Origin of the sequence: Aphanothece stagnina RSMan2012 (assembly GCF_046764815.1) — a bacterium.
In the GTDB taxonomy this organism is placed as follows: domain Bacteria; phylum Cyanobacteriota; class Cyanobacteriia; order PCC-6307; family Cyanobiaceae; genus NIES-981.
The window spans coordinates 189,624-204,098 of the sequence record NZ_JBKOUC010000002.1 but is presented as its reverse complement, the minus strand read 5'-3'; the positions used below and the strand labels follow the sequence as shown (position 1 = coordinate 204,098).

The window sequence follows — 14,475 nt, the reverse complement described above, 5'->3', positions numbered from 1 at the left end:
GGGGCGCGGGTGCCGGCCGGGCTGGAACTCAGGCCAGTGTGCCGCTCAGGGAGAAGGCGCGCACCTCCTCGATGGACACGTTCACCAGATCGCCGGGTTCCAGTCCGCGACCATCCCGGCCCGATTCCGGGAGGGGGGCGCCGAAGAAGGTGAGCCGGTTGGTGCGGGTGCGGCCCATCCACTGGGCCGGGTCGCGGGGGTTGATCCCCTCCACCAGCACCTGCTCGACGCGCCCTCGGTAGCGTTCGCTGCGCTGGCGTGCCACGCGCTCCACCAGGGCGTTGAGCGCCTGGAGGCGCTCCACCTTCACCGCCTCGCTCAGCTGGTCCGGCCAGTCGGCGGCGGGGGTGTTGGGCCTCGGCGAGTAGGCGGCGGTGTTCACCTGGTCGAAGCCGATCTCCTCGACCAGCTCGAGCGTGCGGCGGTACTGGGCGTCGGTTTCGCCGGGGAAGGCCACGATCACATCGGCGCTGATCGCGGCGTCGGGCATGCGGCTGCGGATGCGCTCGATGATGCGGCGGTAGCGGTCCACCGTGTAGCCGCGGGCCATCGCCCTGAGCACGGCGTCGTCGCCGCTCTGGAAGGGGATGTGGAAGTGCTCGCACACCTTGGGCAGATCGGCGCAGGCGTCGATCAGCCGCTCGGTGAAGTAACGCGGGTGGCTGGTGGCGAAGCGGATCCGTTCGATCCCCTCCACGTCGTGCACGGCCTGCAGCAGGTCGGTGAGCGTGTGCTGCCGGCGGCCCTCCGGGGTGATGCCCGGCAGATCGCGGCCGTAGGCATCGATGTTCTGCCCCAGCAGGGTGATCTCCCTGAAGCCCCGGGCGGCCAGCCCCTCCATCTCCAGGCGGATGGCCTCGGGCAGGCGGGATTGCTCGCGGCCGCGCACCGAGGGCACCACGCAGTAGGTGCAGCGCTCGTTGCAGCCGTAGATCACGTTCACCCAGGCGCACACCTGGCTGTCGCGGCGGGCGGTGGTGATGTCCTCGAGGATGTGGTGCTCGCCGGTGGCCACCACCTGCTGCCCCTGCTCCACCTGCCCCAGCAGGGTGTCGAGCCGGTTGGCGTGCTGGGGGCCCATCACGAGATCCAGCTCGGGCACGCGCCGCAGCAGCGATTCCCCCTCCTGCTGGGCCACGCAGCCCGCCACCACCAGGGTGAGGTGGGGGTTGGCCCGTTTGCGCTGGGCCTGACGGCCCAGGTAGCTGTACACCTTCTGTTCCGCGTTGTCGCGGATCGTGCAGGTGTTGTAGAGCACCAGATCGGCTTCCAGCTCAGCGTTCGCCTCGCGGTAGCCCATGCCTTCGAGGATCCCGGCCATGCGCTCGGAATCCGCCTTGTTCATCTGGCAGCCGAAGGTGGTGATCCAGTAGCTGCCGCGCCCCGGGCCGCCGAGGGCGGGGGGCGCGCTGGGTTGGGTCGCCGTCATGGCACCAGTTTCCGGCATCGCGGGTCGGGTTCCAGGGCAGCCGGCCCATGCCAGCGTGACGGAGCCACCCCGCCCGGCTGGGGCCCGCCGATCCGATGCGCTGCCACCTGCGTCGCTTCCCCCTCACCAAGGCCGTGCCCCTGGCGATCAGCCGCGGCACCACCCACGCCGTGGACCACCTGCTGGTGGTGCTGGAGCACGACGGCATCCGGGGGATCGGCGAGACCGGCGGGCTGGACACGGGCCATCGCCGCTATGACACGGCCACCATCGCCTGGGAACTGGAGCAGCTGGCGCCCCGGCTGGACGGATGCTCGCCGGCCGCGTTCCAGGCCCTCGAGCCCCTGCTGGCGCCGCTGTCCCCCCCGGCCCGCTGCGGCGTGGATCTGGCCCTGCAGGACTGGCTGGGCCAGCGGCTCGGGGTTCCGCTCTGGCGGCTCTGGGGCCTGGATCCGGCAGCCTGTGTCGCCACCAGCGTGACCCTCGGGCTGGGCGAACCGGCGGTGGTGCTGGCGCGGCTCGAGCGCTGGTGGGAGCAGCTGCCGGCCACGCGAATCAAGCTCAAGCTGGGCAGTCCGGATGGGGTGGCCCACGACCTCGCCCTGCTCGACGCGGTGGTGATGGCCCTGGAGCAGCGGCGGCAGAACACCGGCGTGGCCTGTGAGCTGCAGGTGGATGCCAATGGTGGCTGGAGCCTGGAGACCGCCCGGGCGATGGCGCCGGTGCTGGCGGAACGCGGCGTGGTGCTGCTGGAGCAGCCCCTGCCGCCACTGCTGGATGGGGATGCGGATGCGGCCGGCTTCGCGGCTTTGCGCCCCGTCTGCCCGATTCCCCTGGTGGCCGATGAGAGCTGCTGGAACCTGGCGGACCTGCTCCGCCTGGCCCCCCATGTGGACGGCATCAACATCAAGCTGCTGAAGTGCGGCGGTCTGGCGGAGGGGCTGCTGATGGCCCAGGTCGCCCGCCGTCTGGATCTCGGGGTGATGCTCGGCTGCTACTCCGATGGGTCCCTGCTGAACGGGGCCGCGGCCCAGCTGCTGCCCCTGGTGCGCTGGCCCGATCTCGACAGCCACCTCAACCTGGTGGACGATCCGTTCTCGGGGCTGGAGCGCCGCGCTGACCAGCTGCTGCCGCCCTGCGGCGCCGGCCTGGGGATGTCCGCCCCAGACGCCTGGCTGGAGCCGTTCTGATGGAAAGTGGCCCAGTCGAGGTGGCCCCATGGAGGACCTGATCGCCCCCCTCCATCCCGCGGCGCCCCTGGTGCTGCTGCTGCATGGCGGCATGGACAACCTCTCCGGCAAGACCGGCCTGGCGATGCTGCGCTACCGGCCGGGGCCGATCGTGGCGGTGGTGGATCCGACCGGCGCCGGGCGGACGGTGAAGGAACTCAGCGGCATCGACCGCTCCGTGCCCGTGGTGGCCTCCCTCGCCGAGGCGCTCCCCTACGGCCCCGAGGTGGCGGTGGTCGGCCTGGCCCCGTCCGGGGGGCAGCTGCCCCCCGAGGTGCGGGCCGATCTGGCCGTCGCCCTGCGGTCGGGTCTCTCGGTGGCGAGCGGGCTGCACAGCCGCATCGGTGACGACCCCGAACTGGCCGCCCTGCGGCGGGATGGGGCGTGGATCTGGGATCTGCGGCAGGAGCCGGCAGGCCTGGTGGTGGCGGCGGCCCGGGCCGCCGCGCTCCCCTGCCGGCGCCTGCTGGCCGTGGGGTCCGACATGGCGGTGGGCAAGATGAGCGCCTGCCTGGAGCTGTTCGCCGAGGCGGGCCGGCGCGGGGTGGCGGCCCGCTTTGTGGGCACGGGCCAGGCGGGAATCCTGATCTCCGGCCGGGGTGTGCCGCTCGATGCCGTGCGCGTCGACTACGCCGCCGGGGCCGTGGAGGCTGCCGTGCTGGCGGCGGGGCGCGGGCTGCCGGCCTCCGGGCTGGTGCTGGTGGAGGGGCAGGGCTCCCTGTGCCATCCGGGATCCAGCGCCACCCTGCCGTTGATCCGGGGCAGCCAACCGACCGAACTGCTGCTGGTGCACCGTGCCGGCCAGCGGCACATCAAGGGACTGCCCGAGCTGCCGTTGCCCCCGCTGGGCGAGCTGATCGCCGCGGTGGAGGCCCTGGCGGCCCTGGGCCGCTCCGATGGTCAGCGCCCCAGGGTGCGCGCCATCGCCCTGAACACCGCACGGCTCGGCGAGGCGGAGGCCCGGCAGGCGATGGCGGACACGGCGGCGGCCACCGGGTTGCCCTGCGCGGATCCCGTGCGGCAGGGGGCGGCCGCGCTCTTCGATGGCCTGGGTCTGGAAACCTGGCCGGACACCTGATGAGGCCGGCAGGAAAAAGAGGGCGAGCGAGGGGATTCGAACCCCCGAATGGCGGCGCCACAAGCCGCTGCCTTAACCACTTGGCTACGCCCGCCGTGGTCCGCGCCAATGTACCAACCCGTGCTCAGGCCCGCCGCTGCGATCCACCCGTTCGGTGCCAACCTGGCTCAGCTGTCGCGCCCAGGATCCGGTCTGACCTCCGCCGCTCCCTCTCCCTGGCACTCGCCCTGGCTCGGCGGCACGGTGCTGCTGGCCGTCGCCGCAGGCGCCCTGGCCTGGAGCAACCCTGACCCGGCGGAGTTCGCCGACTATGCCGCGGGGCGTCTGGTCGGTGAGATCTCGCGCGAGTTCTGCGATGGGGACGCGCTCCCCACGATGCTGCGGCTCGCCCTGCCCAACTGCAGGGAGCTGGTGGCCTCCCAGCGCCAGGCGATCGGCGCCGTGGTGAGCCAGCAGACCCGGCGCACCAACCTGGGTCTGCTCAGCGTCTACCAGAGCGATCTGGGGGGCCAGCGGGTGCTGTCCTGGCAGGTGCCGCGCTACAGCACCACGGTGGTGGGGATCGCCGGTCAGTTCATCCTGGTCCGTGGTGGTGAATCCGCCCCATGAGCCACCCACCGGTCCAGACCCTGCGGCTGCGGGTGCCCCGCGCCCTGGTGGATGCCCGGCTGGAGGGGCTGGGGCCTGTGGATGGCGAGGGTCTGGTTCCCCTGGCGGTGAGCTGGGCCGGCGAGAGGATCACGGCCCTGGCCCCGCTGCCGCCGCAGGACCTCGCCGAGCCCCTGCCGCTCGCCCTGCCGCCGCTGGTGGAACCCCATGCCCACCTCGACAAGGCCTTCTCCGCACCGGCCCATCCCAACTGGGGCGGCACCATGGCCGGCGCCCTGGCCCGCAACCAGGAGGAATACGGCCGGCGCAGCGCGGCCCAGGTGCTGGAGCGCGGCGAGCGTGCCCTGCGGCTCGCCTGGAGCCAGGGCCTGCGGGCCATCCGCAGCCATGTCGACAGCGTCGGGCCGGCGGCCCTGGCCAGCTGGGAGGCCCTGCTGGAGCTGCGCCAGCGCTGGGCCGGCCGGGTGGATCTGCAGCTGGTGGCCCTGGCGCCTCTGGCCCACTGGCTGACGCCCCAGGGCCAGGAGCTGGCCCGCTGGGTGGCCGACCGGGGTGGGTGCCTCGGCGGGGTGCTGGGGCCCCCCTTCGCCACGACCCTGACCGATCGCGAAGCCCTGGCGGCTCTGCTCGATCGGGCCGAGTGCTTCGGCACCGCTGTGGATCTCCACGTCGATGAGGCGGAGGTGAAGCCCGGCCGGGGGGTGTCCCTGGTGGCCCGCCTGGCCCTGGAACAGCGCTGCGGCGTGCCGATTGTCTGCAGCCATGCCGCCAGCCTCGCCCTGCTTCCCGAGCGTGCCACCGACCGGCTGGCCGAGCAGGTGGCCGCCGCCGGGATCGGGGTGGTGGCCCTGCCCCTCACCAACCTCTGGCTGCTGGGACGTCGCCCCGGCCGCACCCCGCTGCTGCGGGTGCAGGCTCCGATCCGCAGCCTCCAGCGCGCCGGGGTGCGGGTGGCCCTGGGGGCCGACAACGTGCAGGACCCGTGGTTCCCGGGGGGCGATTTCGATCCGTTCGAGCTGCTGCGCCTGGCGGTGGTCACCAGCCACGTGATCCCGACCCTGCGCCAGGGCCTGGCCCCGTTCACCACGGCGGCGGCCCAGCTGCTGGGGCTGGCCTGGGATGGCGTGCTGCGTGAGGGCGCCCCGGCCGATCTGGTGGTGCTGGCCGCCACCGGCTGGAACGACCTGCTCGCCCGCACTCCCCGCCGGCGCGTGCTGCGGGCCGGCCGATGGCTCGAGCCGCCCGCCGCGGAGCAGCCCTCGCCGCTGCTGCAGGGGCTGGGAGCCCCGCCCGCCCGTGCCTGACGCCGCCCTGCCGCACCAGGCCAGGCTGCCGCCCCGGCCGGATCCGGCCCGGATGGCTGAGCTGGCGGCCGAGCTGGTCCACCAGGACCCTGGCCTGGAGCTGGTGGGGCCGGACCAGCCCGCCGAGCTGCAGCGTCTCTCCCACGACTTTCACGACTACTCGCCGGTGCTGGTGCCGCTGTTCCAGGACCGGCGGGCCCAGCTGGCGGTGCGGGCCCGCACGGTGGAGCAGGTGCAGGTGGTGGCGGCCGCCTGTGGGCGCCTGGCGGTGCCGCTGACGGTGCGGGGGGCGGGCACCGGCAACTACGGCCAGTGTGTGCCCCTGGCCGGGGGGGTGGTTCTCGAGCTCACCGGGCTCGATCGGCTACGCGCCTGCGATGCGGAGACCGGAGTGGTGGAGGTGGAGGCCGGTGCCCTGATGGCGGCGGTGGACCAGCAGCTGGCCCCCCGGGGCCGTGCCCTGCGGCTGATGCCGAGTACCTACCGCAGCGCCACGATCGGCGGCTTCGTCGCCGGGGGCTCCGGTGGGATCGGTTCGCTGCGCTGGGGCTTCCTGCGCGATCCGGGCAACCTGCTGGGCCTCGAGGTCGTGACCCTGGAGCCCGAACCCCGTCTGCTGCGGCTGGATGCCACCGGCAGCGCGCCGCTCAACCATGCCTACGGCACCAACGGCATCCTCACGGCCCTGCGTCTGCCCACCACCGAGGCCGTGCCCTGGCAGCAGCTGGTGGTGGGATTCGACGCCTGGGACCGGGCCCTGGCGGCGGCTGCGGCCCTGCCCGCCACGGCCCTGGTGCTCAATGCCCTCAGCCTGCTGGAGGCCCCGATCGCGGCCCGCTCCCCCTGGCCGGCCGGGTGTCCTGCCGCGGCCGCCGGCGAGCACCGCCTGCTGCTGCTGGCCGCGCCCGACACCCTCGAGGTGCTGCCGTCCTGGCTCGCCGAGCGGGGCGGCATCCTGCGCTGGCAGGCGCCCCAGGGCCAGAGCCGGGGCCTGCCGCTGCGGGAGCTCACCTGGAACCACACCACCCTCCACTGGCGGGCCCAGCAGGCCGGCTGGACCTACCTGCAGATGCTGCTGCCCCAGCCGGAAGCTGCCTGCCTGAACGCCCTGCGGGCCCGCTGGGGGGAGGACCTGCTCTGGCACCTCGAGGCGGTGCGGCAGCAGGGCGCGGCGCGGCTGGCGGCCCTGCCCCTGCTGCGCTGGCGTGGACCGGAGAGTCTGGCGGCGCTCCTGGCGCACTGCCGCGAGCTGGGGGCCTTCGTCTTCAACCCCCACGTGGTCACCGTCGAGGACGGCGGCCTCGGGGTGGTCGATGCGGACCAGGTGGCGGCCAAGGCCGCCTACGACCCGGCCGGTCTGCTCAATCCCGGCAAGCTGCGGGGTTGGCTGGAGCGCTAGCAGCCGAGGCTGAGCCGCGTGTCGGCCCCGGTGATCGGGTGGGTGCCCTCCGCCTCACGGCAGAGCTGGCGCTGGTCCGCCCGGTCGATCAGGGCATCGCTGAAGTCGGCGTTGGTGACCGTGGCGCCGCTGAAGTTGCTGCCGGAGGCGATCACCCCGCGGAGGTCGGCGCCGCTGAAGTCGGCGCCGCTGAAGTCCACCTTGTCCATCAGCACGCCGCTGAGGTCTGCCCCCACGAAGCGGGCCTCGGGGAAGGCCGCCTGGGTGAGGATGGCTCCGTGCAGGTTGGCGCCGGAGAAGTCGGCGTGGCGCCCCGCCGCCCCCGCGAAGGAGGTGTTCGCCAGGTCCTGGCCGCTGAAGTCCTGCTCGTTCTGGTTGGTGAGGGTGTAGTCGACCCCGGAGAACGCGGCCCAGGCGGGCAGGGCACCGGCCGTGAGGCTGCCCACCGCGACGCCCGCTGCAACGACCACCGCCACGACCATGGCCAAGCTCACCGTCACGCCAAACGTCACACCCACCGTGAGGATCCCCTGCAGGGGCTGGAGCAGCCGGGACCGGAGCGGACGGCGGGCCATGGCGCTGAGGCGTCTGCGCTCACTCTGGCGCGCTCGCCGCGAGCAGGTGGCCGATCAGGTACAGGGAGCCGGCCACCAGCACGGGCTGCCCGGAGCCCCCGGCGGCGGCCCTGCGGATCGCCTCCGACAGATCCTCGGCCTGCTCGAGCCCAACCCCCGCAGCGGGGCAGGCGTCCTGCAGCGCCGCCGCGGTCCAGGACGCATGACCCGGCACCGCCACGATCCAGGCCCGATCCCCCGGCCCCAGCAGGGCCTGCAGGATCTCCACCCCCTGCTTGTTGGCCAGCATGCCCAGCACCCACCGGCGGGGGCCCGGCCCCAGGCCATGCCGCTGGCCGTGCTGGTCGAGTTCCCGCCGCAGCCGCTGCGCCGCCGGCGGGTTGTGGGCGCCGTCGAGCAGCAGCGGAACGCCCAGCCGGTGGATCCGCTGCAGCCTTCCGGGCCAGCGGGCTGCGGCGAAGCCCCGGCGGATGGCCGCCTCGGGGATGGTCCAGCCCTGGGCGCGCAGGGCCCGCAGCATGCCGAGGGCCACGGCGGCGTTGAGCTGCTGCACGCCCCCCGGCAGGCCCAGGACCCACGCGCTGGGATCCAGCGGCTCCACCCACTCCAGCCTGGCGCCCATCCGCCGGGCCTGGGCGCCCAGCACCGCCGCCACCTCGGGCTGCTGGGGCCCGCTGACCGCCCAGGCTCCCGGCTGCAGCACCGCGGCCTTCTCGGCGGCGATGCTGGCCGCGTCCGGCCCGAGGAACTCGGCGTGATCCAGGCCGATCGAGGCGAAGCCGATCACCCGCCTGTCGGGGTGGCAGGTCGTGGCATCCAGCCGGCCGCCCAGGCCCACCTCCAGGACCACCAGGTCGAGCCCGGCCTCGGCGAAGGCCAGGAATGCGGCGGCCGTGACCAGTTCGAACGGGGTGAGGCCATGGCGCTGGGCCGCCGCGGCGGCCGCCTGCAGGTGGTGGCGCAGGCTGGCGGCGGCGATAGGTTCGGCCCCAGGTCGGATCCGCTCCGTCCAGCTCACCAGATGGGGGGAGGTGTAGAGCCCGGCCCGGAGTCCGGCGGCCAGCAGGGCCTGGTGGAGCAGGGTGCAGATCGATCCCTTGCCGTTGGTGCCGGCCACCTGGATCGCCGCGAACCGGCGCTCCGGGTGGCCCAGGTCCGCCAGGGCCGCCTGCAGGCGCTCCAGCCCCAGATCGACACCCCGGCGGCTGAAGGGCTCGATCAGGTCGGCGAAGTCGTCGGTGGCGCCCGGCAGGACGTCCGTGGTCTCAGCCAAGGCCGATCAGGGCCTTCTCGAGCCGCTCCACCGCCTGACGCACCTGGCGGGGCTGGATGGTCAGGGGGGGGACGAACCGCACCACATCGGCACCCGCCGGCACCACCAGCAGACCCTCCTCCAGGGCGGCCTTGACCACGGCCGGAGCCGGCGGGGCTTCAGGCCGCAGCACCAGGCCCTGGAGCAGGCCCCAGCCGCGCACGCCGGCCAGCTGCTGGGGGTGCCGCTTCACCAGATCCCCGAGGGTCTGCTGCAGCAGCTGGCCGGTGCGCTGCACGTGGCCGAGCAGCTGGCGCCGTTCGATCTCGGCCAGCACGGTGAGCCCAGCACGGCAGGCGAAGGGGTTGCCGCCGAAGGTGCTGGCGTGATCGCCGGGTCTGAAGTGATCCACCGCCCGCTTCACGGCGAGGGCGCCGATCGGGATGCCCCCGCCGAGCCCCTTGGCGAGGGTGAAGGCGTCGGGTTCGACTCCGAGGGTCTCGTAACCCCAGAGCCGGCCGCTGCGTCCCACGCCGATCTGAACCTCGTCGAAGACGAGCAGGATCCCCCGGGCATCGCAGAGCTCGCGCACCCGCTGGAAGAAGGCCCGATCCCCCGGATGCACCCCGCCCTCCCCCTGGAGGGGTTCGAGCAGCACGGCCGCGACCTGCGGGCCCTCCGCTTCGGAGGAGGCCAGCAGGGCTTCGAAGGCGGCCGTGTCGTTGTAGGGGAAGTAGCGGAAGCCGGAGACCATCGGTTCAAAGCCCCGGTGGTACTTGGGCTGTCCCGTTGCGGTGACCGCGGCGAGGGTGCGGCCATGGAAGCTGGCCTGGGCGGTGAGGATCAGGGGAGGGCGGGCTTCCGTTCCCTGGATCCCCCGCACCGTCTGGCCATGCTTGCGGGCCAGCTTGATGGCCGCTTCGTTGGCCTCCGCGCCGGAGTTGCAGAAGAACACCCGGTCGAAACAGCTCCGGGCGGTGATGGCGCCGGCCAGCTCTTCCTGCTCGGGGATGCGGTACAGATTGGAGACGTGCTGCAGCTTGCCCAGCTGGCGGTTCAGGGCGCGCCGCATCCGGGCGTCGCTGTGGCCCAGGGTGCAGACGGCGATGCCGGCGACGCAGTCGAGGTATCGCCTGCCCCGGTCGTCCCACACCCAGGCACCCCGCCCCCGGGTGAGGCTGATCGGGAAGCGGGCATAGGTGTCCATCACCGGATCGACCTGGCCGACCGGTGCTGCAGGGGGCACCTCAGCAGTGGGAGCGGTGGGACTCGAACCCACATGCCCGAAGGCGCTCGATTTTGAGTCGAGTCCGTCTACCAATTCCGGCACGCTCCCTCGAGCGCGAGCTTACGCGGCCAGGCTGGCCTGCAGGCTGGTCCTCGGGGCATCGGCCGCCGAGACGACCCGCTGGATCGAGGCCCCCACGGCGTTGAGCTTGTCCTCCAGACCGGCATAGCCCCGGTCGAGGAACTCCAGGCCCCGCACCGTGGTGATGCCTTCGGCCGCCAGACCGGCCAGCACCATCGCGGCGGAAGCCCGCAGATCGGTTCCCTGGACCGGGGCCCCGCTCAGCCTGCCCACCCCCTCGATGAAGGCGGTGTTGCTCTGCATGCGGATGGCGGCCCCCATGCGCTGCAGTTCGGCCACGTGCTGGAGCCGGTTCTCGAAGATGTTCTCAGTGATCACGCTGGTGCCCCGGGCCGTGGCCAGCAGGCTCATGAACGGGGCCTGCAGGTCGGTGGGGAAGCCGGGGAACGGCTGCGTGCGCAGGTCGACGGCCTGGATGACATCGGCCTTGATGGTGAGGCCGATGCCGTCGGGCTCCAGGGTGCAGCCGGCCTCCTCGAGCTTGGTGAGCACCGCCCCAAGGTGCTCCGGGATGACGGGGGTCACCCGCAGCTGGGAGCGGGTGATCGCTGCGGCGAGCAGCAGGGTTCCCGCCTCGATCCGGTCGGGGATGACGGCGTAATCGGCGCCATGGAGGCGGTCCACACCCACGATGGTGATCGTCGGGGTGCCGGCGCCGCGGACCCGCGCACCCATCGCCAGCAGCAGGCCCGCCAGGTCGATGACTTCGGGCTCCTGGGCCGCGTTGTCGATCACCGTCTCGCCGTCAGCGAGGACGGCGGCCATCATCAGGGTCTCGGTGGCACCGACGCTGGGACAGTCGAGGTGGATGCGGCTGCCGGTGAGGCGGTGACCACGCCCGGGCACCACGGCGGTGACGACCCCGTGTTCGATGGTGACCTGGGCGCCGAGGGCCTTGAGCCCCTTGACATGCTCGATGACGGGGCGGGTGCCGATCTGGCAGCCGCCGGGCAGCGGAACCTTCGCCATGCCCATGCGGGCCAGCAGGGGACCGATGCAGAAGAAGCTGGCCCGCAGGCTGTTGACCAGTTCATAGGGAGCGGTGGCGCTGTGAATCCCCGAACCGTCGAGGTCGAGGCTGTCGCCATCCCGGCTCACCCTGCCGCCGAGGCTGGTGAGCATCTCGCCCATGCCCGTGATGTCCGTCAGCGGGGGCACGTTGCGCAGCCGCACGGTGTCGCGGGTGAGCAGGCAGGCCGCCATCAGCACCAGGGCGGAATTCTTCGCACCACTCACCTGAACTTCGCCGCTCAGCCGGCGTCCGCCGCTGATCAGCAGCTGGGGATCAGGCGTCTCAGGGGTCGGGGTGGCGGCGTGAATGGCTGAATAGCTCATGATCAGGCCTTCCGGGCTCCCTGGTCGCCGCATCTTGACAACAAAACGTGAGACCGTCTAGACGGCCGCCGCGCGAACTGGCCTGACGGGCGCCGGGACAGCGCGGGGCCGGATCGGGGGCGGGCGGCTCCATGGCGTATCCTTTTCGGGTCGCTGAGCAGCAGCCACGCGGCAGCCACGCGGATGTGGCGGAATTGGTAGACGCGCTAGTTTCAGGTACTAGTGGCAGCAATGTCGTGGGAGTTCAAGTCTCCCCATCCGCATTTTCAATCTCATGATTCTCCTAAAAATATCCAACTCCTCCGAGGTGGTTGCCTCGAAGGTGGGCAAGTTTCTGGAGAGTCTCACCCCTGATGGCCTCGACCAGACCACCGTCGAGGACATCGTCCTGCGCAAGCTGATCGAGAACCTCCGCGCCGAAGGCATCAAGGGGGAGGTGGCGGCGGTGCGGGGCCTCGAGCTCGATGAGGCCGAGCTCGTCATGCACGACGCCCTGCGCGTGCGCCGCCACGAACGGTTCTGAACCCCGGATCGCACCTCCCCGTGGCCCCCTTGCCGGAGGTCATCGCCAGCCGCCGCAACCCTCTGGTGCGCCGGTTGCGGCAGCTTCACCAGCCCCGGGGCCGGCGGGAGCAGGGGCTCGCCCTGCTGGAGGGCACCCATCTGGTGGAGGAGGTGTCGCGCCTGGCCCTGGAACCCCGGGAGCTGGTCGCCACCCCGGCCTGGTTCGATGCCCACGCCGCCCTGCTGGAGGGGCTGGCCGGGTCGTGGCGTCCGGTCGCCGTGACCCCCGAGGTGCTGGACGCGGTGGCGACCACCGAGCACCCCGATGGGGTGGTGCTCACCCTGCCGCTGCCCACGCCCAGCTGGGGGCCGGCGCGGCCTGGCCTGGTGCTGGCGCTCGACGCCCTCCAGGATCCGGGCAATCTGGGCACGCTGATGCGCACCGCCCTGGCCGCCCAGGTGCAGGCCCTCTGGCTCGCCGAGGGGGCTGATCCGCTCCAGCCCAAGGTGCTGCGGGCCTCCGCCGGCGCCGCCCTCGCGCTGCCGACCCGCCGCTGCAGCCGTGCTGAGCTGGTGGACAAGCTCAACGCGCTGGCCGGACAGAGCGCCCTGCAGGTGGTGGCCACCCTGCCACCCCACAGCGGCGCCCTGCCCTACTGGCAGCTCGACTGGCGGCGTCCCACCGTGCTGCTGCTGGGGCAGGAGGGGGCGGGCCTGGCACCCGAGCTGGTGGAGCGGGCCACCCACCGGGTCACCATCCCCCACAGCGCCGCCGTGGAGTCCCTGAATGTGGCGGTGGCCGCGGCGCCTCTGCTGCTGGAGCGGTGGCGGCAGCAGGCCGAATCCTGACGCGCGGCCTGCGACGGGGGAGAATGCCCGCCAGCTGAGTACGGCCCCCGGTGAGCGACGCCCCCTTCAACGGCGCCTTCGACTACGACGTGATCGTGATCGGGGCCGGCTACGGCGGCTTCGATGCGGCCAAACACGCTGCCGACCATGGCTTGCGGGTGGCGATCGTGGAATCCCGCGACATGGGTGGAACCTGCGTGAACCGGGGCTGTGTGCCGAGCAAGGCGCTGCTGGCCGCCAGCGGCCGGGTGCGCGAACTGGCCGATGCCGAGCATCTGGCCGGCTTCGGCATCCATGCGGCCCCGGTGCGGTTCGAGCGCCAGAAGATCGCCGACCATGCCAACCAGCTGGTGGCGACGATCCGCACCAACCTCACCAGAACCCTGGAGCGGGCCGGGGCCACCATCCTGCGGGGCAGCGGACGCCTGGCCGGTTCCCAGCAGGTCACCGTGCGGGAGAGCGGCAGTGGCCTGGAGCGCACCTACAGCGCCAGGGACGTGATTCTGGCCACAGGCTCCGAGCCCTTCGTGCCGCCGGGCATCGAGACCGACGGCCGCACGGTGTTCACCAGCGACGAGGCCGTGAGCCTGGAATGGCTGCCCCGCTGGCTGGCGATCATCGGCAGCGGCTACATCGGCCTGGAATTCGCCGATGTCTACACGGCCCTCGGCTGCGAGGTGACGATGATCGAGGCGCTGGATCGGGTCATGCCCACCTTCGATCCGGACATCGCCAAGATCGCCGCCCGTCACCTGATCGACGGCCGCGACATCGACGCCCGCGCCGGCGTGCTGGCCCGCAAGGTCACCCCCGGCTGCCCCGTGACGATCGAACTGGCCGACATGCAGAGCCGGGAACTCGTCGAGACCCTGGAGGTCGATGCCGTGCTCGTGGCCACCGGTCGGGTGCCGAGCAGCAAGGATCTCAACCTGGCGGCGGTGGGGGTGGAGACCAACCGCGGCTTCGTTCCGGTGGATGAGCGGATGCGGGTGCTGGTGCAGGGGGAACCCGTGCCCCACCTGTGGGCCGTGGGGGATGTCACCGGCAAGATGATGCTTGCCCACACGGCGGCCGCCCAGGGCACCGTGGCTGTCGACAACATCCTCGGGCACGCCCGCGCCATCGATTACCGCTCGATCCCCGCGGCCACCTTCACCCACCCGGAGATCAGCTCGGTGGGGCTGAGCGAAGCCGATGCCAGGGAGCTGGCTTCGCGGGAGGGCTTCGAGCTCGGCAGCGTGCGCAGCTACTTCAAGGCCAATTCCAAGGCCCTGGCCGAACTGGAGAGCGACGGTCTGATGAAACTCCTGTTCAACAAGGCCAGTGGCGAAGTGCTGGGGGCCCACATCTATGGGCTGCACGCGGCCGACCTGATCCAGGAGATCGCCAACGCGGTGGCCCGCCGCCAGAGCGTGGTGGAGCTCGCTCGGGAGGTGCACACCCACCCCACCCTCAGCGAGGTGGTCGAAGTCGCCTACAAACAGGCCGCCATGGCGGTGGACTGAGCGCCCCAGCCCCGCGCTGACGCACCACCCAATCCCCT

General features: G+C 72.5%; 13 protein-coding genes and 3 tRNA genes. 9 read left to right on the top strand and 7 right to left on the bottom strand.

Features of this window, described 5'->3' with window-relative positions; translation table 11 throughout:
* Positions 1-28 precede the first annotated feature (28 nt).
* Entirely contained in the window at positions 29-1,429 is a 1,401-nt protein-coding gene (gene miaB / locus ACLNEE_RS02700; RefSeq protein ID WP_411421586.1) for a tRNA (N6-isopentenyl adenosine(37)-C2)-methylthiotransferase MiaB, read from the bottom strand.
* Positions 1,430-1,524: 95 nt separating this feature from the next.
* Between miaB and ACLNEE_RS02695 the strand changes: the two genes are divergently transcribed.
* A complete protein-coding gene (locus ACLNEE_RS02695; protein WP_411421587.1) occupies positions 1,525-2,619 on the top strand; it encodes an enolase C-terminal domain-like protein in 1,095 nt (364 codons plus the stop codon).
* Between the two features lie 28 nt (positions 2,620-2,647).
* The gene (locus ACLNEE_RS02690; protein ID WP_412006742.1) at positions 2,648-3,736 is read left to right on the top strand and encodes a DUF1611 domain-containing protein; all 1,089 of its coding nucleotides are present in this window, start codon (positions 2,648-2,650) and stop codon (positions 3,734-3,736) included.
* Positions 3,737-3,757: 21 nt separating this feature from the next.
* Here ACLNEE_RS02690 and ACLNEE_RS02685 read toward each other — a convergent pair.
* Positions 3,758-3,830: transfer RNA gene (locus ACLNEE_RS02685), tRNA-His, on the bottom strand.
* 14 nt (positions 3,831-3,844) lie between these two features.
* On the opposite strand from ACLNEE_RS02685, the gene ACLNEE_RS02680 reads away from it, so the two are divergent.
* Genes ACLNEE_RS02680 through ACLNEE_RS02670 form a run of 3 tightly spaced genes read left to right on the top strand, consistent with a single transcriptional unit; the run spans position 3,845 to position 7,048 of the window.
* Complete coding sequence (locus ACLNEE_RS02680) at positions 3,845-4,345, top strand: DUF4359 domain-containing protein (protein WP_411421588.1); 501 nt, start codon at positions 3,845-3,847, stop codon at positions 4,343-4,345.
* Positions 4,342-5,649, top strand: coding sequence for an amidohydrolase family protein (locus tag ACLNEE_RS02675; RefSeq protein WP_411421589.1), 1,308 nt, complete (start codon positions 4,342-4,344; stop codon positions 5,647-5,649). Before ACLNEE_RS02680 ends, ACLNEE_RS02675 begins: the two co-directional genes overlap by 4 nt.
* On the top strand, positions 5,642-7,048 hold the full coding sequence (locus ACLNEE_RS02670) for an FAD-binding oxidoreductase (RefSeq protein ID WP_411421590.1): 1,407 nt from the start codon (positions 5,642-5,644) through the stop codon (positions 7,046-7,048). The genes ACLNEE_RS02675 and ACLNEE_RS02670 overlap by 8 nt, the downstream gene beginning before the upstream one ends.
* Here the strand turns inward: ACLNEE_RS02670 and ACLNEE_RS02665 are convergent.
* The 5 genes from ACLNEE_RS02665 to murA all read right to left on the bottom strand — a co-directional run bounded on the left by ACLNEE_RS02665 (position 7,045) and on the right by murA (position 11,579).
* Positions 7,045-7,623, bottom strand: a complete 579-nt coding sequence (locus ACLNEE_RS02665; protein ID WP_411421591.1) for a pentapeptide repeat-containing protein — start codon at positions 7,621-7,623, stop codon at positions 7,045-7,047. The two genes, ACLNEE_RS02670 and ACLNEE_RS02665, sit on opposite strands and share 4 nt — an antisense overlap.
* 19 nt (positions 7,624-7,642) lie before the next feature.
* Positions 7,643-8,896, bottom strand: a complete 1,254-nt coding sequence (locus ACLNEE_RS02660; RefSeq protein WP_411421592.1) for a bifunctional folylpolyglutamate synthase/dihydrofolate synthase — start codon at positions 8,894-8,896, stop codon at positions 7,643-7,645.
* Complete coding sequence (locus ACLNEE_RS02655; RefSeq protein WP_411421593.1) at positions 8,889-10,121, bottom strand: aspartate aminotransferase family protein; 1,233 nt, start codon at positions 10,119-10,121, stop codon at positions 8,889-8,891. Before ACLNEE_RS02655 ends, ACLNEE_RS02660 begins: the two co-directional genes overlap by 8 nt.
* 8 nt (positions 10,122-10,129) lie before the next feature.
* Positions 10,130-10,211, bottom strand: a tRNA-Leu gene (locus tag ACLNEE_RS02650).
* A 12-nt stretch (positions 10,212-10,223) separates the two neighbouring features.
* Positions 10,224-11,579 (bottom strand): UDP-N-acetylglucosamine 1-carboxyvinyltransferase, encoded by a 1,356-nt coding sequence (gene murA, locus ACLNEE_RS02645; RefSeq protein ID WP_411421594.1) that lies wholly within the window; start codon positions 11,577-11,579, stop codon positions 10,224-10,226.
* A gap of 179 nt (positions 11,580-11,758) precedes the next feature.
* Between murA and ACLNEE_RS02640 the strand changes: the two genes are divergently transcribed.
* The 4 genes from ACLNEE_RS02640 to lpdA all read left to right on the top strand — a co-directional run bounded on the left by ACLNEE_RS02640 (position 11,759) and on the right by lpdA (position 14,437).
* A tRNA-Leu gene (locus ACLNEE_RS02640) sits at positions 11,759-11,842 on the top strand.
* Between the two features lie 44 nt (positions 11,843-11,886).
* Entirely contained in the window at positions 11,887-12,102 is a 216-nt protein-coding gene (locus ACLNEE_RS02635; protein WP_412006741.1) for a hypothetical protein, read from the top strand.
* A gap of 20 nt (positions 12,103-12,122) precedes the next feature.
* Positions 12,123-12,932, top strand: a complete 810-nt coding sequence (locus tag ACLNEE_RS02630) for a TrmH family RNA methyltransferase (protein WP_411421596.1) — start codon at positions 12,123-12,125, stop codon at positions 12,930-12,932.
* A gap of 50 nt (positions 12,933-12,982) precedes the next feature.
* On the top strand, positions 12,983-14,437 hold the full coding sequence (gene lpdA / locus ACLNEE_RS02625; protein ID WP_411421597.1) for a dihydrolipoyl dehydrogenase: 1,455 nt from the start codon (positions 12,983-12,985) through the stop codon (positions 14,435-14,437).
* Positions 14,438-14,475: the final 38 nt, after the last annotated feature.

Bases quoted from the DNA above. Each gene is read 5' to 3' on its own strand.
- miaB (WP_411421586.1), bottom strand. From the start codon at position 1,429: ATGACGGCGACCCAACCCAGCGCGCCCCCCGCCCTCGGCGGCCCGGGG.
- ACLNEE_RS02695 (WP_411421587.1), top strand. From the start codon at position 1,525: ATGCGCTGCCACCTGCGTCGCTTCCCCCTCACCAAGGCCGTGCCCCTG.
- ACLNEE_RS02690 (WP_412006742.1), top strand. From the start codon at position 2,648: ATGGAGGACCTGATCGCCCCCCTCCATCCCGCGGCGCCCCTGGTGCTG.
- ACLNEE_RS02680 (WP_411421588.1), top strand. From the start codon at position 3,845: ATGTACCAACCCGTGCTCAGGCCCGCCGCTGCGATCCACCCGTTCGGT.
- ACLNEE_RS02675 (WP_411421589.1), top strand. From the start codon at position 4,342: ATGAGCCACCCACCGGTCCAGACCCTGCGGCTGCGGGTGCCCCGCGCC.
- ACLNEE_RS02665 (WP_411421591.1), bottom strand. From the start codon at position 7,623: ATGGCCCGCCGTCCGCTCCGGTCCCGGCTGCTCCAGCCCCTGCAGGGG.
- murA (WP_411421594.1), bottom strand. From the start codon at position 11,579: ATGAGCTATTCAGCCATTCACGCCGCCACCCCGACCCCTGAGACGCCT.